The 20,378-nt window shown below is 56.6% G+C and carries 17 protein-coding genes; 11 read left to right on the top strand and 6 right to left on the bottom strand.

Features of this window, described 5'->3' with window-relative positions; translation table 11 throughout:
• Positions 1-151: 151 nt before the first annotated feature.
• From PHD76_08510 to PHD76_08465, 10 genes are all read left to right on the top strand, one after another.
• Positions 152-2,038, top strand: coding sequence for a hypothetical protein (locus tag PHD76_08510; GenBank protein ID MDD5261875.1), 1,887 nt, complete (start codon positions 152-154; stop codon positions 2,036-2,038).
• A 20-nt stretch (positions 2,039-2,058) separates the two neighbouring features.
• The gene (locus PHD76_08505) at positions 2,059-2,679 is read left to right on the top strand and encodes a GTPase domain-containing protein (GenBank protein ID MDD5261874.1); all 621 of its coding nucleotides are present in this window, start codon (positions 2,059-2,061) and stop codon (positions 2,677-2,679) included.
• Positions 2,680-2,707: 28 nt separating this feature from the next.
• Positions 2,708-3,178, top strand: coding sequence for a roadblock/LC7 domain-containing protein (locus PHD76_08500; GenBank protein ID MDD5261873.1), 471 nt, complete (start codon positions 2,708-2,710; stop codon positions 3,176-3,178).
• Positions 3,179-3,208: 30 nt separating this feature from the next.
• Positions 3,209-3,553 (top strand): ATP-dependent Clp protease adapter ClpS, encoded by a 345-nt coding sequence (gene clpS, locus PHD76_08495; protein MDD5261872.1) that lies wholly within the window; start codon positions 3,209-3,211, stop codon positions 3,551-3,553.
• The gene (locus tag PHD76_08490) at positions 3,553-4,059 is read left to right on the top strand and encodes a hypothetical protein (GenBank protein MDD5261871.1); all 507 of its coding nucleotides are present in this window, start codon (positions 3,553-3,555) and stop codon (positions 4,057-4,059) included. The genes clpS and PHD76_08490 overlap by 1 nt, the downstream gene beginning before the upstream one ends.
• Before the next feature lie 193 nt (positions 4,060-4,252).
• On the top strand, positions 4,253-5,725 hold the full coding sequence (locus tag PHD76_08485) for a pyruvate carboxylase subunit B (protein MDD5261870.1): 1,473 nt from the start codon (positions 4,253-4,255) through the stop codon (positions 5,723-5,725).
• Between the two features lie 14 nt (positions 5,726-5,739).
• Positions 5,740-7,893 carry a methylmalonyl-CoA mutase family protein gene (locus PHD76_08480; protein MDD5261869.1) on the top strand — a complete coding sequence of 718 codons (2,154 nt, stop codon included), beginning with the start codon at positions 5,740-5,742 and terminating at the stop codon, positions 7,891-7,893.
• Positions 7,890-10,085 carry a methylmalonyl-CoA mutase gene (gene scpA, locus PHD76_08475; GenBank protein ID MDD5261868.1) on the top strand — a complete coding sequence of 732 codons (2,196 nt, stop codon included), beginning with the start codon at positions 7,890-7,892 and terminating at the stop codon, positions 10,083-10,085. The genes PHD76_08480 and scpA overlap by 4 nt, the downstream gene beginning before the upstream one ends.
• A 75-nt stretch (positions 10,086-10,160) precedes the next feature.
• Positions 10,161-11,213 carry a methylmalonyl Co-A mutase-associated GTPase MeaB gene (gene meaB / locus PHD76_08470; protein ID MDD5261867.1) on the top strand — a complete coding sequence of 351 codons (1,053 nt, stop codon included), beginning with the start codon at positions 10,161-10,163 and terminating at the stop codon, positions 11,211-11,213.
• Positions 11,214-11,456: 243 nt separating this feature from the next.
• A complete protein-coding gene (locus PHD76_08465; protein MDD5261866.1) occupies positions 11,457-11,870 on the top strand; it encodes a PIN domain-containing protein in 414 nt (137 codons plus the stop codon).
• Between the two features lie 15 nt (positions 11,871-11,885).
• Here the strand turns inward: PHD76_08465 and PHD76_08460 are convergent, their stop codons facing one another.
• From PHD76_08460 to PHD76_08450, 3 genes are all read right to left on the bottom strand, one after another.
• Positions 11,886-12,272 carry a type II toxin-antitoxin system VapC family toxin gene (locus tag PHD76_08460; GenBank protein ID MDD5261865.1) on the bottom strand — a complete coding sequence of 129 codons (387 nt, stop codon included), beginning with the start codon at positions 12,270-12,272 and terminating at the stop codon, positions 11,886-11,888.
• A 7-nt stretch (positions 12,273-12,279) separates the two neighbouring features.
• Positions 12,280-12,546: a hypothetical protein gene (locus PHD76_08455; protein ID MDD5261864.1), complete on the bottom strand. Its 267-nt coding sequence runs from the start codon at positions 12,544-12,546 to the stop codon at positions 12,280-12,282.
• 71 nt (positions 12,547-12,617) lie between these two features.
• On the bottom strand, positions 12,618-14,591 hold the full coding sequence (locus PHD76_08450; protein MDD5261863.1) for an ABC-F family ATP-binding cassette domain-containing protein: 1,974 nt from the start codon (positions 14,589-14,591) through the stop codon (positions 12,618-12,620).
• Between the two features lie 272 nt (positions 14,592-14,863).
• On the opposite strand from PHD76_08450, the gene PHD76_08445 reads away from it, so the two are divergent.
• A complete protein-coding gene (locus PHD76_08445; GenBank protein ID MDD5261862.1) occupies positions 14,864-16,519 on the top strand; it encodes a transporter substrate-binding domain-containing protein in 1,656 nt (551 codons plus the stop codon).
• 185 nt (positions 16,520-16,704) lie between these two features.
• Here the strand turns inward: PHD76_08445 and PHD76_08440 are convergent, their stop codons facing one another.
• The 3 genes from PHD76_08440 to PHD76_08430 all read right to left on the bottom strand — a co-directional run bounded on the left by PHD76_08440 (position 16,705) and on the right by PHD76_08430 (position 20,271).
• Positions 16,705-17,976: a cation:proton antiporter gene (locus tag PHD76_08440; GenBank protein MDD5261861.1), complete on the bottom strand. Its 1,272-nt coding sequence runs from the start codon at positions 17,974-17,976 to the stop codon at positions 16,705-16,707.
• A 24-nt stretch (positions 17,977-18,000) separates the two neighbouring features.
• Positions 18,001-19,020, bottom strand: a complete 1,020-nt coding sequence (locus PHD76_08435; GenBank protein MDD5261860.1) for a radical SAM protein — start codon at positions 19,018-19,020, stop codon at positions 18,001-18,003.
• A 102-nt stretch (positions 19,021-19,122) separates the two neighbouring features.
• Positions 19,123-20,271, bottom strand: coding sequence for a glycosyltransferase family 2 protein (locus tag PHD76_08430; protein ID MDD5261859.1), 1,149 nt, complete (start codon positions 20,269-20,271; stop codon positions 19,123-19,125).
• Between the last annotated feature and the right edge of the window lie 107 nt (positions 20,272-20,378).

The following is a 20,378-nucleotide window of genomic DNA, read 5'->3' as shown; positions in this document are numbered from 1 at the left end:
GTTATTTTAAGGCCGAATTACTATGGCGGCAAATTTTTTAGGATTTTTCGGTAAAAAGGGGCTTGAAGTACCTGCTTCGCAAAGTCATCCCCAGACGCCTATCGCGCAGGTTCCCTCTGTTTCGGAACAGCGCACATCGAAGCCATTCCCTGTGACAAACCGGAAAAAAGTAACCCAGCGGCTGTCGTTGAAGGCAATTCAACCCAATTCAGGTGCTCCAGGACAGGGTGTGCAAAAAATCCAACTTCCAGGTGTGCGGCAGCCTTCCGTTTTTGAGCCCGCGACGCCGGTTCCCCAGCAAATTCAGGGCCATGTCTATGTCCCGTTTTCCATCATACTTCAGGCGATACCCGCCCAATATTTGACGGCGCCGCTTGCCGAATTGCTGGCACATCCGGAATCCGGCGTGGAGGTTGGCCTTCCGTTGGCGCTTATTCTGCCCGCCTTGCCGTCGGGGAAGGTCGAATTTACTGTGCAGGAGATAGTGCCCTACATACCCGAGGGATTTGTCCAGCCTGCCGAAGTATTGGGAGATGAAGCGCTGGCTTCATTCACCCTGCCTCTTTACCAGATAGCCAGCCGGATTCCGGCGGACTCCATGATTTTGCGCGGAGACCAGCGTCCGGTTGATTCGAGCGTTCTGAGCATGGCGGATCCGTTTTCACCGGAAATGCTGGGCTTAAACCGGCCTGAACCTGAACCGGAAGCAGCAGCAACCGATTTTGCACCCGCACCCGAAACTCCGGTGGAGCTGGAGCCGGAACCAGTGGCGGCAGATCCTATTTCCCAGGAGCCGGAGTTGATGAATGTGCCGGAAATCGTCCCGGAACCTGTTACGGCACCTGCTTTGGAAATCGTCCCGGAACCCAGCGTCCCACCCCCTGCACTTGTTGAACCTGCTGCATCTGTTGAGCCAGAGTCTGAACTCCAATATGATCCTGCGATTCTTGCAGCGGCCGAGGCAGAGCTGGAAAGGGAGGCATTGGGTGCTGCAGAGCCCGCGCCGGAGCCGTCCATTGAAGAGATCGCCGCGTCCGTTGAACCTCCGCAGGAAGAAGTTTATGATTCCGGGCCGACTCCAGCAACTCAGGAAGCGCCTGCCACGGCTGTCGCGCCGACCACAGGGGAGATTGACTGGGCCAATGCATTGGCGGAGTTGAATGCTCAGGCGGAACAGGAAGCCGCCGTCCGCGTGCAACCCGAGGAAGCGCCCGCGATTCCTAGCCCATCATTAGAGCCTCCAGTCCCCGCCTTTGACTTGAGCGGAAAAACCCTGCAGTTTCCTGTCCGGGTTGAGGAAACTGGAATTTCCGGCATTGAAGGCCGGGAAGCGACGATTCCGCCTCCCAAGGGGACGCTGGCCGGCAAGTTGCCCCCTCTGGAAAGCGCCCTGAGCATGCCAACGCGGCCCGTGCCCGTGCCATTTTTAAATGAACCGGCGAAATCCCAAGGCCAGGGTTTCGTAAAAGTCATGCAGCCCCGTCTGTGGGAGGCTGAATCAGCTCCCCCGGTGCCAGAGGGCAAGATGACGCCTGCCCTGCCTATTTTTCCCGCAATACCCCAGCCGGCGCATAGTGCATCTTCCTCCATCAAGAAGGAAGCCAGCCGTACCCAGCGCCTGCATTTTATCAGCCTTTCCCCGACTGTTAATAATTTGCTGGGGGTTCCGCTGCATGAGGATATCAAACTGAAGGATGTGGTCGGCCAGATCCGCCGCTGGCCGGGTGTGTTGGGTTGCATCATTGCAGGAAAAGACGGCCTGCCGATCACTTCCGAAACTGAGGACAGGGGATTTGCCCAGTCGCTCTCCGCGTTTGCGCCCAAGATCCTGGCGCGCGTGAATGAGCTTTTTACCGACCTCGGCATGGCGGAGGCGGAGGAGGTTCATGTGCCTGCGGGCGGGGCCAGCACCTTTATTTACCGGTATGACGATGTTTACTTTATCCTGCTTCACCGGGAGGCGAATGTTCCGCCATGGTACAGCAAGATCATCCGTCAGGTTTTGAAGGAAATTGCCACCAGCAAAAAAACAGTTTAAAACCGGTCAAAACAGAGACTATGGCTTTCATCAACTACTCAAAACGCGAAATTCAACTGAAGATCGTCTATTATGGCTGCGCCCTGTGCGGCAAGACGACGAATCTGGTGAATTTGCACGGCGGTATCCAGAGCACGCAAAAGGGCGAACTGGTTTCGCTGGCGACGGATGCGGATCGCACTCTGTTTTTCGACTTCCTGAGCTTGAATACGCAAACCTTGCCCGGTTTCGACACCCGGTTCCAGCTTTACACCGTGCCCGGCCAGCCCGTTTACAACACCACGCGCCAGTTGGTCTTGAAGGGCGTTGACGGGATTGTCTTTGTGGTGGATTCTCACTGGGACAAGATGGAGGAGAATGTGGAGTCTTTCGCCAATCTTCAGGAAAATCTGATCGAAAATCATCTCAGCCTTGCGCAGATTCCCTATGTGCTCCAATACAACAAGCGGGATCTTGAAAACCCGGCCCCGCAACACTATCTGGAATATACGTTTAACAACCGCGCCAACCGGGTACTGTGCTTTGAGGCATCGGCCAAGAACGGTCAGGGTGTATTGGAGACTTTGAACGGAGTGGCGCGCCTGTTGTTGTCGAAATACTCCAAATCGGCAGGATCCGCCAAGCCGCAAACCGCATCGTGAAACTGCAAGCCGCACAACGAGGTTCGTCATGCCCGGTATAGGAATGCTGTCAGTCGAAGATCAAATGGCCATTGAGGGCCATTTGAAGGATTTTTTAAACAAGGCCGAGGCGCAGTGGGCCGCCCTCGTGGACCGCGGGGGCAACCTTTTCGCCGAGTACGGCAAGATTGGCGCCCTGGATGTCAGCATCTTGAGCGCATTGGCCGCGGGTTCTTTTGCGGCCACCCGCGAATTGGCCAAACGGCTCGGGGAAGATGAGTTCACCGCCTTGTATCACGAAGGGGCGTCCATCAGCATCCTCATGACGTCCCTGCATTTTGACTGCCTGCTGCTGACGGTTTTTGGCGAAAAAACAAACATTGGGCTGGTGCGTTTTTACACCCAACAGGCTGCCGCCACGCTTAATGTCGCCCTGAAGACCGCCAGTGATGCTGCGGCCCATATTGAGCCGTTGCAGGTGGATTCAGAGTTCTCGGGCGAGCAGTCCATCATCCGATAGTCTTTGGCGCGCCATGCGCGGCGTTCCTCCATGCAAGTGGAATCTGAAATCGTTTACATGTCGCGCGGGAAACCGGCATTGTCCGGGGTCGAAGCCCCTGAAACCCGAAAGGCCGCAAAATCCGAGCTTCAGGAAGCCTTTGAAAAGGGGTGGCTGGTGATTGTCTGGAACGATCCGGTCAACCTGATGAGCTATGTGGTCCATGTGTTTCGAAAAGTACTCGGCTTTACCGCCGAAACCGCGCGCCGCCACATGCTGGAAGTCCATCATCAGGGCAAGAGTTGTGTCGCGCGCGAGACGCGTGAAAAGGCCGAGTTGTATTGCCGCCAGCTCCAGCAATACGGTTTGAAGGCCGGCATACGGAAAGACGCCTGATGCAAATCAGCCGCGACGACAAGTCCTTTTCCTTTGTCCTGTTTGCGCCGGACCGCGCTTTCCTGGCGCAGATCCTGTCAAAAATTATAACAAATTATTCGCAGAAACCCGGGGATATGGACCCGAGGGTAGCGGCCGCGTGGTACCCGCCCGGGGTTGGGGAAAAACCTGAAGATGCGGAGGATGTGGAACTGTGGGTGGAAGAATTGCGGGTGTTTCGCAGCGGCAATGCCGCTTTGTGCCGGACCTGCCTTCAATTTTTGCAGGAAGCCGGCGCGGAAGAGCCGGTGGTTCTCCAAATTCCGCTGGAGCAGAGCGAGACGTTCATGGTGGTGTTGAACGACCACCGCATTTATCAGGCGGCGTTGCACGGCATTGGGGAACATGAGATGGATCAGCCTTGGGACAAGGTGCAGGATCTGGAAAAGCGGCAGGCGCTGCTGGAGATACACTTTTTGGCCGTGATTTTGGAGACCATGCTGCATTTGGGCATGGGCGGGGTCTAAAGAGATGGAGATCGAATAAGATTGCTCAACCTTACTCTTACTCTTGACCCTACTCCTACTCTATCTCACTATCTCAAACTCGATGGCGTGAGGCTTTACAGAGATAAGGGAATCGCTCTAATAGCCCTTTAAACATTAGAAAAGCTGATATAAAAGATTGACGAGTATTACGTGGAGTGATTATGATGTACTCATGATTTCCAAAACTGTTCTCTTCAATAACACGGTGCTTCGCGATGGACACCAGTCCCTGGCCGCCACCCGCATGAGCACCGCTCAAATGCTGCCTGTTGCGCCCGAACTCGATGAAATGGGTTTTGCCGGTCTGGAAACCTGGGGAGGGGCGGTTATCGATTCCTGCCTCCGTTACCTGAATGAAAATCCCTTTGACCGCCTCCGCGCCCTGAAGAAAGCCGCGCCAAAGACCCCTCAGATCATGTTGCTGCGCGGGCAGAACATTGTCCAATACACCAGTTTTCCGGACGACGTGGTGGAGGCGTTTGTGCGTTGCACAATCGAGGCCGGACAGGATGTTTTGCGGGTGTTTGACGCACTCAACGACATTCGGAACCTGGAGACTGCGGTCAAAGCGGTTCTGAAATACGGCGCTCATCCGCGTGGAGAAATATGCTACACAACGAGCCCGGTTCATACGGTTGATGCCTTTGTCCGGCTAGGGGTTGGACTCGAAAAAATGGGCTGCAAATCAATCGGCATCAAGGATATGGCCGGCATTCTTCAGCCCAAAGTGGCGTACGATTTGGTCCGCAGTCTCAAGGAAAAAGTTTCCGTTCCCATTGTTCTTCACTGCCATGACACGGCGGGGCTTGGAGCCGTCAGCTATTACGCGGCCGTCGAGGCCGGGGTGGACACCATCGAGACATCGATTGTCCCGTTTGCAAACGGCACATCACAGCCGGATACCGTCCGGATGTTGTCGATTCTGGAAGGACATCCGCGCTGCCCGAAGCATTTTGACAAGGCGCAATTGCAAAAGATGCGCGAGCATTTTGAGGTGGTTTACAAGGAGCTGGGCAAGTTCACCAGCCCGGCCAACGAACGTGTCGATACGGACACGCTTGCCTATCAAGTTCCCGGCGGCATGCTCAGCAACTTCCGCAACCAGCTCAAGGAACAGGGCATGGACGGGCGCATGGAGGACGTGTTGCGCGAGATTCCGGTGGTGCGCGAAGCGCTCGGCTGGATTCCCCTGGTCACGCCGACCTCGCAAATCGTCGGCACCCAGGCGATGATGAACGTCAAGTTTGGCCGCTGGAAAATGATTTCGCAGCCCTCAATGGACGTAGTGCTGGGCAAATACGGACGCACTCCGGGCCCCGTGGATACGCAATTGCTGGAAGATGTCATTAAAAAAACCGGCCAGAAAGCGGTTGAACAACGGCCTGCGGATTTGTTGCAGCCACGCATGGAATCACTTCGCAAGGAACTGGCGGAAAAAGGCCTGCCGGTGAACGATGAAAACGCGGTGCTCTACGCCATGTTCCCGCAGGAAGTCACAAAGTTTTACAAACCGGGCCCGGCCCAGAATGGGAGCGCCGGCACTGCCGCAGCCCCCGCGCCAAAGGCAGCCTTGCCCGCCGGCGCTGCGCGTTATCGCCTGGAAATCAACGGGAAGAAACATGAAGTGACGGTCGAAGCCGTTTAACCGGAAACAATTTCATGAGTGCCGCACCTGTAAAAGAACCGCTGTTGAAGGAATTTTCCCCCGCCACCTACGATCAATGGAAGGTGGAGGCGGAAAAATTGTTGAAAGGCGCGCCGTTTGACAAGAAACTGCTGACCCCGACTCATGAAGGCATCACCTTGAAGCCGATCTACAACGCTTCCGATGTCGAGGGGCTGCCGCATTTGAACGAAAAGCCGGGGTTTCCGAATTTTAGCAGGGGAGCGCTGGCCGCGGGTTATCATGCCGAGCCATGGAAAATTTCGCAGGAACTTCCCTGTGGCGCCCCCGAGGAATTCAACGCCGCCATCCGGCAGGATTTGATGCGAGGGCAAAGTGAAATCAATTTGCTGGTGGACATCGCCACAGCCAGCGGCTCGGACCCGGATACCGCGCAAATTGGAGAAGTGGGGGCCTGTGGCACTTCGCTGGCGATGTTGCGGGATTTTGAAACCGTATTTCGCGACATCTACCTGGACTGTGTTTCCCTTTACCTGCGAGCAGGCATCTCCGGGCTTCCGCTGGCGACGCTGCTGCTTGGATATGTTAGAAAGGCCGGATTGGATGCCAAAAAATTGACCGGCTGCATCGAGATGGATCCCATCGGGATTTTGCTTCGGGCCGGGAAACTGCCGGTTTCCCTCGAACAAGCCTATGAGGAAATGGCCCTGCTGGCGGATTATTTGAATGAGCAGGGTTCGGCCTTGCAGTCGGTTTCCGTCCAGGCTGGCGTGATTCATGACGCCGGCGGCAGTGCGGTCCAGGAGTTGGGCTATGCCCTGGCCACCGGAACAGCCTACTTGAACGCGCTTCAGCAAAAAAATGTTCCCGTTTTGCAAACAGCCCGGCGGACGCGCTTTTCCTTTTCGGTGGGCGGCAACTTTTTCATGGAAATCGCAAAGCTGCGCGCGGCGAGGCTGCTTTGGGCCCGTGTTCTTGAGGCATACAAGGTCGATTCCTCCCTCGCTCCGATGAAGATTCATGCCCGCACGTCATTGTGGAACAAAACTTCCGTGGATTCGCATGTCAATATGCTACGCGCCACAACCGAGGCCTTTTCCGCCGTTCTGGCGGGTTGCCAGAGCCTGCATGTCGGCCCTTATGACGAGGTTTTCAGTGTGCCCGATGAGTTTTCACGGCGCGTGGCCCGCAACACCCAGGTTGTGCTCCAGGAGGAATGCGAACTGGCTCGGGTGATTGATCCGGCCGGAGGTTCCTGGTATGTCGAGTGGTTGACAAATGCCATTGCGGAAAAAGCATGGGCCTTTTTCCAGGACATCGAAAAGGAGGGTGGTATTGTTGCCTCGATGGAAAGCGGCTGGCTTCAAAAACAGGTGGACGCCATCGCGCAGGCAAAAATCAAGGCCTTGGGCCAGCGCAAGGAAGTGCTGGTCGGCACGAACAATTATCCCAACCCCAAGGAACAGTCGCCCGGAAAGAGGATACCCGATTATGCCGCCATTCGCAGCAAACGGGCCAATGAGCTGTTGTCCTACCGCATTTGCGCCGAAGTCGATGCTGACACGGCGGTGATGGAAAGCCTTTCGCGGCTTTCCTCCGTTCAAGGGAAAGAGTTGATACCGGAAATGATCCAAGCGGGTTTACTGGGCGCCAGTCTCGGCGAAATGACGCGCTCGCTGCGCCATGCCGACAAAGACCGCCCTAAATTATACATCACCCCGCTGCGGACGCAGCGCGTTTCCCAGGGCTATGAAAAATTGCGCGAGGCAGCGGAAAAATTCCGCGCGCAAAACGGGCGCGAAGCCCTGGTGTTCCAGTGCAATATCGGCCCGTCGCGCACCTACAGGCTTCGGGCGGACTGGACAACGGCATTTTTCCAGGTGGGCGGATTTTCCGTCGCGTCCAATCGCGACTTCAAGACCGCTGAAGAAGCGGCGGCGGCCTGTGCCGAAAGCGGCGCGCAAATTGCGGTCATTTGCTCGACGGATGAGCAATATGCCGGAGTGGTTCCCGCCCTGGCCCAACAACTCAAACGAGCCGGTACCGGCCTGACGGTGTTGGTGGCCGGCGCTGCGGGCGACAACGAAGCGGCATGGAAAGAGGCCGGCGTGGATGGCTTCGTCAATGTCCGGGCCAACAATTTTGAAACTCTGAAGTCTCTCCTGAACAAAATAGGAGCATCCGTATGAAGAAACCCCCTGATTTTTCAACCCTGTCGTTCAAAGCAGAATCGAAGCCGGTTTCCTATGAGGATTGGCGCAAGCGACTTGAGAAAGAAACCGGCAAAAAGTTGGATGACCTGATCTGGGACACGATGGAAGGCGTCCGGGTCAAGCCCTTGTACACAGCCGACGATTACAAGGGGCTCGAACATCTGGGTTTCACAGCCGGTATTGCGCCCTTCCTGCGCGGCCCCTATGCCACCATGTACACCGCGCAGCCCTGGACCGTGCGCCAATACGCAGGATTTTCGACTGCCGAGGAGTCCAACGCATTTTACCGCCGCAATCTTGCTGCCGGGCAGAAGGGCCTTTCGGTTGCCTTCGACCTCGCCACGCATCGCGGCTATGATTCGGACCATCCCCGGGTGATCGGCGATGTCGGCAAGGCGGGCGTTGCCATTGACTCGATCCTCGACATGGAAATCCTGTTTGCCGGAATTCCGCTGAACAAAATTTCCGTTTCCATGACGATGAATGGCGCGGTGATCCCGATCCTGGCGTTTTACATTTGTGCGGCGCTGGAGCAGGGGGCGAAGCTGGAGGAACTGGCCGGGACGATCCAGAACGATATTTTGAAGGAATACATGGTGCGGAACACCTACATCTATCCGCCCGAACCTTCGATGCGCATCATCGCGGACATTTTTTCCTTCACCTCGAAACACATGCCCAAGTTCAATTCGATTTCGATCTCCGGCTACCACATGCAGGAAGCCGGGGCCTCGGCGGATCTTGAGATGGCCTACACGCTGGCGGATGGACTGGAATACCTGCGCGCCGGCGTCAAGGCGGGGATCGATATCGATGCGTTTGCGCCGCGACTGAGCTTCTTCTGGGCTCAGGGCAAAAATTATTTCATGGAAGTGGCGAAGATGCGCGCCGCGCGGATGCTCTGGGCCAAACTGGTCAAGCAGTTCAACCCCAAGAATCCCAAATCGATGGCCCTGCGCACCCATTCGCAGACTTCAGGCTGGAGTTTGACCGCGCAGGACCCGTTCAACAATGTCGCCCGGACCTGCGTTGAGGCCATGGCCGCCGCGATGGGCCATACCCAATCGCTCCACACCAACGCGCTGGACGAAGCCATTGCCCTGCCGACAGACTTTTCCGCGCGGATTGCGCGCAACACACAGTTGTATCTCCAGGAAGAAACCGGCATCTGCCGCGTGGTGGATCCGTGGGGCGGTTCCTATTATGTGGAAGCCCTGACCGACATGCTCATGCGCCGTGCCTGGAGCCATATCCAGGAAGTTGAACGCCTCGGCGGCATGGCCAAGGCGATCGAAACCGGCCTGCCCAAGATGCGGATTGAGGAAGTGTCGGCCCGCCGCCAGGCGAGGATCGACAGCGGCGCCGAAACCATTGTGGGTGTGAACAAATACCGCATGGACAAGGAAGACCACCTGGAGATTCTCAACATTGACAACACAGCCGTGCGCGAATCGCAGGTCAAGCGCTTGCAACAGCTTCGGGTAACCCGCGACGAGGCCAGGACGCGGGCTGCGCTGGAAGCCATTACCCGGGCCGCATCCGGAGAGGTGGAAGGCAACTTGCTGGATCTTACAATCAAAGCCGCCCAGGCGCGCGCTTCGCTTGGGGAAATCTCCGACGCTATGGAAAAAGTTTACGGACGCCACAAGGCGGTCATCCGCTCGATTTCGGGCGTTTATCAAAAGGAATTCGGAAAGAAGGAAGAATTCGAAAAGGTCCGGAGTTTGACCCGCGAGTTTGAGGAACATGAAGGCCGGCGCCCGCGCATCATGATTGCCAAGATGGGCCAGGACGGGCATGACCGCGGCGCAAAGGTTGTGGCCACTGCCTTTGCCGATTTGGGTTTTGATGTGGATATCGGTCCTTTGTTTCAGACCCCGGAGGAAGCCGCCCGCCAGGCCGTTGAAAACGACGTGCATGTCGTTTCCATGAGCTCCTTGGCAGCAGGGCACAAGACACTGTTGCCCCAGCTCATTGCGGAACTGAAAAAGCTCGGGCGCGGGGATATTCTGGTCGTTTGCGGCGGGGTGATTCCGAGCCAGGACTATGATTTCCTGTATCAGCATGGCGCCAGCGCCATTTTTGGCCCCGGAACCGTCATTCCGAATTCGGCGGAAAAGATTTTGCAGTTGCTCAATGAGCGGTTGAGCGCGGCGGCGCTTGCGTAGCTTGGGCGTCTCGCCCAAGGCCTTTGCCTAAGTGCAGGGCAGTTCTTGCGGTGAGTTGATGAAAATGCCAATAATATGACGCAACCGAGCCTTGGGCGGGACGCCCAAGCCAACATCATGACCACATCCGCCCCAGCGCTTACTGCGGAAGACTACGTGAAGGGAGTCCTGCAAGGGGACCGCACGCTTCTCGCGCGCGCCATCACGCTGATCGAAAGCAACAGCCCGCGGCATTCCAGGTTGGCGCAGGAAGTTGTGTCGGGGATTTTGCCGCATACCGGAAAGTCCAACCGCGTGGGCATCACCGGAGTGCCGGGAGTTGGGAAGAGCACCTTTATCGAAGCCTTGGGTACCCGCTTGTGCGAAGCCGGCAACCGCGTCGCGGTGCTGGCGGTGGACCCGACCAGTTCGGTCAGCGGCGGCAGCATTTTGGGCGACAAGACCCGCATGGAAAATCTATCCCGTCATGCCAACAGTTTTATCCGCCCGTCGCCTTCGAGCGGCGCGCTGGGCGGTGTGGGCCGCAAGAGCCGCGAAACCATTTTGTTGTGCGAGGCGGCGGGTTATAACATTGTATTAGTGGAAACTGTCGGCGTGGGCCAGAGCGAGACCCTGGTTCATTCCATGGTGGATTGTTTTGTGGTGTTGATGCTGGCCGGTGCGGGCGACGAACTGCAGGGGATGAAAAAAGGCATCATGGAGCTGGCGGATATTCTTGTGATGACGAAGGCCGATGGCGACAACCGCTTGCGGGCCGAGCAGGCGGCGTCGGACCTGCGCATGGCGGCGCGCATGCTGACCTCCACCACGCCGGGCTGGGAACCTCCCGTGTTGTTGACGTCTTCCATGGAAGGTACGGGAATCGGAGAAGTCTGGGAAACCGTGGAATCGTATCGGGAACTGGCAGCCGGCTCTGGATTTTTGGAGGAAAAAAGGCGGCACCAAAACGGCGAATGGTTGCGGGCCATGGTCAGCGAGGAGCTTAACCGGATGTTTTACCAGCACCCGTCGGTATTGAGGCGCTGGCCCGAGACGCTGAAGCTGGTCGAGCAGGGCAAGCTGCCGCTGCTGCTTGCGCTGGAACGGTTGAAACAGGCGTTCGAAGAGCCGAAGAGCGCGATGGATTGACTTATGGCCATATTTATGTATCTATTGCTTCTATGAAAACGACCATCGATTTGCCCGAGGAAATCCTGCATCGAGCAAAAGTGCTCGCTGCGCAGCGACGGACTACTCTTAAGGAATTGGTCATTGGCGGCCTGGATTGGGTCATGCGCTCCGATGTGGAATCTTCTGAGCGCCAAGCGGCTCTTGTAAGATTGCGAAAGGGACTTCGTCTGGGTGGGAAACCTCTGAGCCGCAGCCTAGTTCATGAGCGCCACTAGATTTCTTGATACCAACATCCTGCTTTACGCCTACGACATTGATGCGCCCGTAAAGCGCGCGGTTGCCCTTCGGCTTGTCGAGCAGGCTTGGATGTCCCCCGGTGAAACCGCCATCAGCGTTCAGGTTCTTCAAGAAATGCACGTCAATTTAGAGAAACGTGGAGTTCCCCGCGTCGAAGCAGGCCTGATCCTCCGCGATTATGCGCAATGGCCTGTTGTGGACAACACACTCGACCTGCTCCTTGCCGCGGTAAATGAGCAAGTTCGCTGGAAAATCTCTCTTTGGGATGCTCTTATCATAGCTGCCGCGCGTGCTTCAGGAGCCACTGAACTCATCTCCGAAGATCTCAGCCACGGCCAAGACTACGGCGGTGTGCGGGTCATCAATCCATTTCGATAATCTCATTAGTGTAAGTCATTGCCGCCGGGCTAGGGAAGGGATGAGGTTAAAGTGGCTGTCGCGGGAGTACAGGATGAGGTCGTGCTCCACCGCTAGGGCGGCTATCCAGAGATCATTCGTCGGAATCGGAGTGCCGTTTTTCCGCAGTTGCGCGTAGAGCGTGGCGTAATGGTGGGAGGTGGTGTCCGTGCTGTTCAGGGACTGTATCCCCGGCTGGTTTAAAAGTTCCTGCAACGTGCGTACCTGGTTTTGGCCGCGGCGAGTCACCAAGCCCCCGGCGCGGATTTCTCCCAGCACAATGAACGGAATATAAATCGTTGCCGCGGATTCCAGGGTGGCAATGACGCTTTCTTCGCCGGCACAGAAATCGATAAAGCGGTTGGAATCGATGATCAGGTGCATAGCCGTTTTATTTCCATTTTTCCGGGTCAATCACATCCATCGAGGACAGGGTTTTGTTCCAGGCGGCACGGTCCAGCTCTGCGGATTTGGAAACAAGAGGCCGCAGGCGCCGGTAGGTGATGGGTTCGCCGGACAAACCGAGACCGCGTTCCAGGCTGCGCAAGGCGGCCTGGTTGAGGCTGATGTTTTCCAGTGCGGCGACCTCCCGGAGGCGGGAGTCTGTGCGCGGGGGGATATCGCGGATGGTGTACTGGATATCCTGCTTTTTCTTCATGCCTGCATTGCAGGCTAACTATGCAGGCAAGTCAAGAAGAATGAGGAGGATTACGAGCCAAAGTTTGTGGATCAGTCTGCGGGTTTTGCGCTCACGGCCTTGACGGCCTCCAACTTCTGCAAGGCTTCGTTCCATTCGCCATTGAGCCGCGTCAGGTCTTCAGTGGCGGCCAGCATTTCGCGGTTTAATTGCAGCGCTTCGCCGCCATGTTCATAAGCCCGCGGGTCTTCAAGTTTTGCCGCGATTTCCTTTTCCCGCTCCTCAAGCCGGAGAATTTCCTTCTCGATCCGGTCCACTTCCAGTTGGATCTGTTTTCTGGCCTTTGAGCGCGCCTCGCGTTCCTGCGCTTCCAGCTTTTTTTGTTCGCGCGTTTTGAAAATCGCGGGTTTTGCAGGACTTTCCGAAATATCGGTCAGCGGCTGGGCGTTGGATAATCCAAGACCGGCAGTCAATCCGCTGCGCTCCGAGGTGGCTTTGGATTTTTCCAGATAATAATCGTAATCGCCGGCATACGGCGTGAGCTTGCCCGAATGGATGTGCAAAACCGTTTTTGCCAGCGCGCGGATGAAATACACGTCATGGCTGATGAAAACGAGAGTGCCGTGGTATTGATGAAGGGCATCAACGAGGGCGTCGATGCTTGCCATATCCAGATGGGTTGTCGGTTCGTCCATCAACAGCAGGTTGGGTGGATCGAGCAGCAGCTTGACCAGGGCCAGGCGCGACTTTTCCCCCCCTGACAAAACCGAGACCTTTTTGAAGACGTCGTCGCCTTGAAAAAGAAACGAGCCCAGCACGGTGCGGGCCGTTTGTTCGGGGACGGGCTTCGGGATTCCCATGACTTCGCCCAATACCGTATTTGCGGGTTTGAGCATATCGACGCGGTTCTGGGAGTAGTAACCCACATGCGCGTTGTGGCCGAGTTTGCGCTCTCCCGCCTGCACAGGCAGGACGCCGCCCAGGATTTTCAGGAGGGTGGACTTGCCGGCGCCGTTGGGGCCGACGAGCACGGTGCGCTGGCCACGTTCCGCCTCGAATTGAATGCCCTGGTACACAACGAGGTCGCCATAGGCGTGATGGATGTTTTCCAGCGTGATCACGCGCTGGCCGCTGCGGGGAGGTTGCGGAAACTTGATTTTGATGCGGCGGTCGGCAGCCTCGGGCGCCTCGATTTTTTCCATGCGGTCGATTTGCTTGAGTTTGCTCTGGGCTTGCGATGCCTTGCTGGCCTTGGCCCGAAAACGGTCGGCAAAACGCTGTAGGGATTCGATCTCTTTCTGCTGGTTTTTGTAGGCGGAAAGCTGTTGTTCCTCCCGCGCGGCGCGCTGCACGAGGTAGTCGTCGTAGTTGCCGCGGTAACGGTTGACCCGGTGGTTGCGGATTTCGAGAATGTTGTCCACCAGCTCATTCAGAAAGGCCCGGTCGTGCGAAATCATGAGAATGGCGCCGGGATAGGATGTTAGGTAATCCTGAAACCAGCCGAGGGACTCCAGGTCGAGATGGTTTGTCGGCTCGTCGAGCATGAGCAGGTCCGGTTCCATGACCAGCAGGCGCGCCAGATAAGCGCGCATGACCCAGCCGCCGCTCATCGTGCGGGCGGCGCGGTTGAAATCGGTCTCGCGAAACGCAAGGCCGTTGAGGATGCGCTTGGCTTTGGGATCGAGTTGGTATCCGCCGAGCTCGGCGTATTTTCCCTGGGCATCGTGGTAGGCCTCACTGTCCGTTTCGCCGCGCGTCTCGCAACTGTTTAACGTGCGGCGGAGGGCGGCGTGTTCGGGCGTGATGGCTGTGGCGAGTTCCAGTACGGTTTCGTCCGAGGTGGCGGCTGTTTCCTGGGGCAGGTAACCGAGGGTTGTTCCCCGTTCCATGGCAACATCTCCGGAGTCGGGTTCCAACGCGCGTAGGATGATGGAAAAGAGGGTGGATTTGCCGGCGCCGTTGGGACCGACCAGCGCGATGCGGTCGCCCATGTTGATTTGGAGGGACACATCCTCAAAGAGGCTGCGTCCGCCAAACGCCTTGCTGATATTGGAAAGCGAGAGCATGGAGCCCGCCAAGCTAGGGGCTCATTGTTGAATGGTCAAACAGTCAAACGCGATATTTGGCATAGAGAACAGAAAGAAACACATTTTTTACCCGTCAGGATACAAGGCGGCACAAATCTCCACCAAGACGGCTTGCCCTGGCTGGCAAAAACAATAGGATTCCCGGCGTGGCCGCAGTCATGCTGCGGTGTACGGTTATGTTCAACATTGATGCGAAAACTCGGAGAATAAAACGTTGGGTTCCGGATCGCTTCGGAATTTTTCTGGCCTCGTTGTTTTTTTCGGTTGCCGGGTTGGGGCGCATGGAAGCCGTGGAACCCGTTGCAACTTTCGTGCCATGGTCCGGTCCCATCGGTTTCAGCGAACAGGAAAAGGCCTGGCTTCAGGCCCATCCGGTCATTCGCGTGGGCATCGATCCGCTCTGGCCCCCGTTCTCACTGCGCAACAGCAGCAACCAATACGAAGGAATAGATATCGATCTGCTGCGCTCTCTGGAAAGAAGACTGAATGTCTGTTTCGACATCCTTCCGGCGAACACATGGGGAGAGGTTTATGAAAAAGCCCGTGCGGGCGGCGTCGATGTGCTGGTGGGTACCGCGTGGTCGCCGGAGCGTGAACGTTTTCTAAGATTCACCCAGCCCTATCTTTCATTTCCTGTGGCCATCATCACACGACTGGACGCGCCCTTTTTGACGGGATTGGGCGACTTGCAGGGTAAAGTCGTGGCGTCACCGAGAAGCTATATCACGACCGATTTCCTGGAGCGGGACTATCCCAGATGCCGCCTGAGCTACACGGACACGGTGGATGAAGCCATGCGTCTGGTGGTTCGTGGCCATGCCGACGCCGTTGTCACAAACCTGGCCAATGCCAGTTATGTTATTCGCACGTCCGGCTATACAAATCTTAAAATCGCGGGCATCACCCCGTACAATTTCGATTTGCGCTATGGGGTGAGGCGCGACTGGCCGGAACTGGCCGTCATCCTCGACAAAGCCCTGGCAACCATCAACGCCTCGGAACGCCAGAATCTTTTGGACCGCTGGATCCATGTGGAGTACGAACGTTCCATAGTCTGGCGCAATATCGGCAAGGGATTGCTGATTGGATTCGGGGCCGGTTTGTTTATTCTGGCTTTGATCCTGATATGGAATCGTAAAATGGCCGCCGAGATCGAGCGTCGCAGGCGGGTCGAAACCGAATTGGAACAGGCCCGCAAACGGCTGGAGCTTTTGAACGAGGAAAAAAGCAACCTCATGAGCATGGCGGCGCACGATTTGAAAAATCCGTTGACCGGAATTGTCATGGGTTTGGAGCTTTTGCATGGTCAGCAAAACCCGTCCCCGGAAAGCGTCCGGAGAGCCAGCTCAGAGGCCCTCAAGCTGGCTTCACGCATGGATCACCTGGTGCGCCAGCTACTCAGCGTGAATCAAATCGAGCAGGAATACCGGTCCTACCGGACCAACGAAGCCGTGGATCTCACCCCCCTGTTGGAAGAGGTGTTGGAATCGTATAAAAACCAGCTTGTAGCCAAACAAATCCAACTGGAGATACCCCGCCCGATCCGGCCTTTGCAGGCGAGGGTGGACCACAATGCCTTTCAGCAGATTGCCGACAACCTTATTTCCAATGCCATCAAATTTACGCCGCCCGGGGGACGGGTAACCGTTGGACTGGAACCGGGAGACAAGGGCAGTGTCGTCCTGCGGGTGGCGGACAATGGGCCCGGATTCGCGCCAGGCGACCAGACGAAGTTATTTGAAAAATTCGCGCGGCTGACAGCGCGTCCAACCGGCGGGGAATCTTCCACCGGACTGGGCTTGTCGATTGTGAAGAGCCTCGTCACCGCCATGGGAGGGTCCATTTCATGCCGCAGCGAACGCGGTCATGGAGCGGAATTCACAGTGGAACTGCCGGGGTTGGTTTAAACTCAAAAAATAGGGGTTGCGTCCTGCGTCAGTTTCAAGTTTGTAAGTCTTCCGCCTTCGTCCAGCGGTTGCCGGAGTATGGCGGGCAGGTAAGTTTTAAACTAAATACGATCCTCTTTCAGCGCCTTGCTGTCAGATTCTGAATTCTTAATTCCGACTTCAGAATTCTCACTTCTCTTCGTGTTTTAATCACAGGAATCGGCGCGCCAGAGCTTGAGCAGCGGTGCGGTGACGACTGTGCTGAGCAGCGCCATCAGCACCAGCATCGTAAAAACGGACGCTGGAATCAGGCCCAGATCGTAACCGACGTTCGCGACGATCAGCTCCAACAGCCCGCGGGTGTTCATCATGATGGCAATGCAGCAGGACGGGCGTTGTGGAAGGCCCGACAGGCGTGCGGCCATCCAGCAGCCTCCAAATTTTCCGGCAAACGCGCACACGAACACCAGGGCACACCAGCCCCAGAGCGTCCAGGAGTTAAGCCCCGGAATGTTGGTTCTCAGGCCGGTGAACGTGAAAAAGATCGGTAGAAAGAATACAGTGACAAAACGGGCTGCATGCTGACGCCATGCCTGCACAAAGGCGGATTCTTTGTGGAGCAGGACGCCCATCCAAAACCCGCCAAAAATGGCGTGAATGCCCAACTGCTGCGTGGCCAGCGCAGAAACAAAGACCAGCGCCAAAACACAGGTCATGGCGCCGAGGGACAGAGGATCTTCGTTTTTGGTTTTGGGTTTTAGCCAACCCGTGATGACAGGCCGGACCAAAAACCAAAACACGAGCAGATAGGCTCCGATCGCGGCCAGGCGCAGCGCGAAGCCGGAAAGATCCAGATGCGATGTGGCCAGAGCGCTGATTACAGCCAGCAACAACCACCCTGTTATATCGTCGAAGGCGGCGCAGGTGATCGTCAGTGTGCCGATGCGTGTGCGAGTCAGATTAAGTTCGAGCAACATCCGGCCCAGTACGGGCATGGCGGTAATGCACATGGAGACGGATATGAAGAGAACAAAAATTGTTTTGGGCGAGGCGGCATCCAATGAGTCGTGACCGAACCACCCCAATACGGACCCCAGCAAAAATGGGATGAGAATTCCAGCCGGCCAGATGAAGGACACGGCGCGCCGGTTTGCTCCGGTCTTGAGATGGCTGAAATCAAATTCCATCCCGATTTGAAACATCAGCAGGATCAATCCGATCTGGCTGATAACGGAGAGGCCCTGGACACCCGAGCCAAATAGGGTGTGGAAGGTTCCGGGGGCCAGGGCTCCGAACAGGGAAGGCCCCAAAAGAATGCCTGCGGCCATTTCACCGACAACAGCCGGTTGTCCCAGGCGCCGGAACAGCCACGAAACCGCCCTGGCTGCCAGAAGGATCGTGATGATCTGAAGCAGGGTAAGGGTAAGCACTCCTTCGGTGGAGGAAGGATTTGTATGGAGAATAGAACCAAAAGACATGCGGAGACTTTCTGGAGAAGGGGTTCAGGCCGGTACGGCCCGGGACTGGGCTTCAAAGTGCGCTGCAAGGCTGATGCTGCTGGGCTCGCATCCGGCCTGTTCGATCGCGCCCAGCACGCGCTGTTCGCCCATGATGAATCTATCTTTTTTGTAGAGCAAATAATTCTCCCGCGAACCTTCCGGGGTGAGGTTGATGGTGGACAGGTTTGCTCCGGCCCGGATTGCCCGCGCGTATGCGCCGTCTTGCAGGATGTTCATGGCGCTGACGGCGGGGATGACCCGCTCCGGATTGGCGAGGCGCATGAGGGCGACGCAGTTGAGGGCTGTTTCAATATCTGCGGAAGCGCAGTTCGCCAGCGGCGTGTCGAGCCCCGGGATAAAAGGGCTGACGCTGCAACCCGCCAGCGGCAAAGAGGAGAGCAGGCGCAGGGTTTCGAGGATTTGATCGGGGCCTTGTCCCGGTAATCCGGCAATAAAACCGGAGGACACGAGCCAGCCTGTTTGTTGAAGGTGTTTGATTGCGGCCAGCCGCTTTTCGAGTGTTCCTGGCGCCTCAAGTTGGCGGTAGTGATCTGCCTGTCCCGTTTCCAATTTGATGATATAATAGCCCGCCCCGGCCTGCCTCAATTCCTCGTAGAGCTTCGGGTCGAGCGTGCCCAGGCAAACGCTGACCCCGTAGCGGGTTTCACGCCGGACTTCCTCGATCAGGGGAATGATGATTTCGCGGACGACGACGGGATCTTCGCCGGTTTGAAAATTGATGTCGGTGACGCTGTTGGGAACGGCTTCCAAAATGATGTGGCGCAAAATATCGCGGGTCAGCCGGAACCGGCTCAAGCCCTTGTTATCGCGCCGCATACCGCAGTAATGGCAATTTTGACGGCAATAATTGGAGACTTCGATGACGGCGCGGACAAAGACCTTCCGCCCGAACTGGCGGTTGCGCTCGGCTTCCCCGGCGCGATGAAGCTTTGCCTGGGCTGGGCCGACAGCCAGCAGGTCAGCCATGCCGGGAAGGCCCGAATCTGTTACTCGAAGTTGCATCAGGTTTTATGTTATATGACTGAATTAGTATGGTTTGAATCCTTGGCAATCAAGGTAATACCCATCCTGTCTGTGATTTGCCAGTAAAAGAAGCACGTGGTTTTAACCACGGATATTTCGTGTCTTTCCGTGTTTCGGGGCCACTGGCCGCCACCAAAAGGTATCGCGCCATTTGACCGGCAGTGGCAGCCAGCACGCCATCCAAACCAGAATACGCCCCAAACTCCAGCAGGGGAAAAGCAAATAATAGACGGGTTTGAGCCGGCATTTTACCTCGTGAAATATCAGGGATGCCCAAAGGCTTTCGGCGAGCAACACAGAGGCCAGTCCGATCCATCCGGCAGGACCGGGATGAAACGCAAGAAAAGCCGCCCATCCGGCGGCGGGCATGATCAAAATCTGGCCGAAAAACCCCAGGGGCCGGCACCAGCAAATTGTTTTTTGCCAGCGATAATAATGCAGGAGGGATTGAATCCATCCATTGGCGCCGGGCTGGGTTTCAAGAACCATCCGGCTTAACCCCGAGGGTTGCAGGCTGTTTCCCAGAATGTAATCGTCGGTCAGCGAGTTCCCCGTTTTTTCCCAGTCCACATTTCTGATAAAATCGGATTTGCGAAACAGCATCCCCGCGCCCAGGGCAAAACGCACGTTGGGGGAACCGTAAAACAGACAGACGCCCGGGAAAAACTCCAGGTTGACAAAAAAGGCGTCGCACAAGCCATGCGCCTTCTCGATGCGCCGAACCACATACGGATTGGACAAGATTTGGAAGCTGCCTGTTTCAAATTCACACCGGATGGAGTTCAAATAATCGGGCGGAACAATGATATCGGCATCGCTCCAAAGCCACAGTTCGCCGGAGGCGTGACCCGCGAGGATTTCCTGCCAGGCGACTTTTGGATTCGCATGGCGATGCGCGGGGTTGAAACGGTGCGGGATGATTTTCAGGCGCGCGCGAGGATGCTGTTGCGACAAGTCGCGTAGCACCGGTTCCCACAAGGCCTGTTCTCCTTCTTCAATGCCTACGAGCATTTCCGAGTTTTCATCCATCTGGCTGATGAAGGATTCCAAAGCCCGCCGGGTGTGGGTGGATTCGACGGCGGAGCTGATGCGCGGCAAGGGCTTGAAAATGCTGAGCAACGTTTTTTTACCAGAGGGTGAAGCGGGGAGCGGACGGGGGCGGCGGTGGATGGCGCAAAGCGATATGAACCACCAGGCGGCGGCACAACAGGTCCAAAGGATTACAATCACTATCACCGGAGCCCAGCGTATGGCCCCATGCGAAGGAAGCGCCAGCTAAAATTTAGCCAAAAAACGGTTTTACAGGACGAGCGCAAAGTGCGTTTGAGTGTGGCGCG

The organism is Candidatus Methylacidiphilales bacterium (assembly GCA_028713655.1).
Lineage (GTDB): Bacteria > Verrucomicrobiota > Verrucomicrobiia > Methylacidiphilales > JAAUTS01 > JAQTNW01.
Note: the sequence above shows the minus strand (reverse complement) of the source record. Positions and strands in the feature narration are given on the sequence as shown.

Excerpts from the sequence above, each read along its gene's own strand:
- PHD76_08505 (MDD5261874.1), top strand. The coding sequence starts at position 2,059 with ATGGCTTTCATCAACTACTCAAAACGCGAAATTCAACTGAAGATCGTC.
- PHD76_08500 (MDD5261873.1), top strand. The coding sequence starts at position 2,708 with ATGCCCGGTATAGGAATGCTGTCAGTCGAAGATCAAATGGCCATTGAG.
- clpS (MDD5261872.1), top strand. The coding sequence starts at position 3,209 with ATGCAAGTGGAATCTGAAATCGTTTACATGTCGCGCGGGAAACCGGCA.
- PHD76_08490 (MDD5261871.1), top strand. The coding sequence starts at position 3,553 with ATGCAAATCAGCCGCGACGACAAGTCCTTTTCCTTTGTCCTGTTTGCG.
- PHD76_08485 (MDD5261870.1), top strand. The coding sequence starts at position 4,253 with ATGATTTCCAAAACTGTTCTCTTCAATAACACGGTGCTTCGCGATGGA.
- PHD76_08480 (MDD5261869.1), top strand. The coding sequence starts at position 5,740 with ATGAGTGCCGCACCTGTAAAAGAACCGCTGTTGAAGGAATTTTCCCCC.
- scpA (MDD5261868.1), top strand. The coding sequence starts at position 7,890 with ATGAAGAAACCCCCTGATTTTTCAACCCTGTCGTTCAAAGCAGAATCG.
- meaB (MDD5261867.1), top strand. The coding sequence starts at position 10,161 with ATGACGCAACCGAGCCTTGGGCGGGACGCCCAAGCCAACATCATGACC.
- PHD76_08465 (MDD5261866.1), top strand. The coding sequence starts at position 11,457 with ATGAGCGCCACTAGATTTCTTGATACCAACATCCTGCTTTACGCCTAC.
- PHD76_08460 (MDD5261865.1), bottom strand. The coding sequence starts at position 12,272 with ATGCACCTGATCATCGATTCCAACCGCTTTATCGATTTCTGTGCCGGC.
- PHD76_08455 (MDD5261864.1), bottom strand. The coding sequence starts at position 12,546 with ATGAAGAAAAAGCAGGATATCCAGTACACCATCCGCGATATCCCCCCG.
- PHD76_08450 (MDD5261863.1), bottom strand. The coding sequence starts at position 14,591 with ATGCTCTCGCTTTCCAATATCAGCAAGGCGTTTGGCGGACGCAGCCTC.
- PHD76_08440 (MDD5261861.1), bottom strand. The coding sequence starts at position 17,976 with ATGTCTTTTGGTTCTATTCTCCATACAAATCCTTCCTCCACCGAAGGA.
- PHD76_08435 (MDD5261860.1), bottom strand. The coding sequence starts at position 19,020 with ATGCAACTTCGAGTAACAGATTCGGGCCTTCCCGGCATGGCTGACCTG.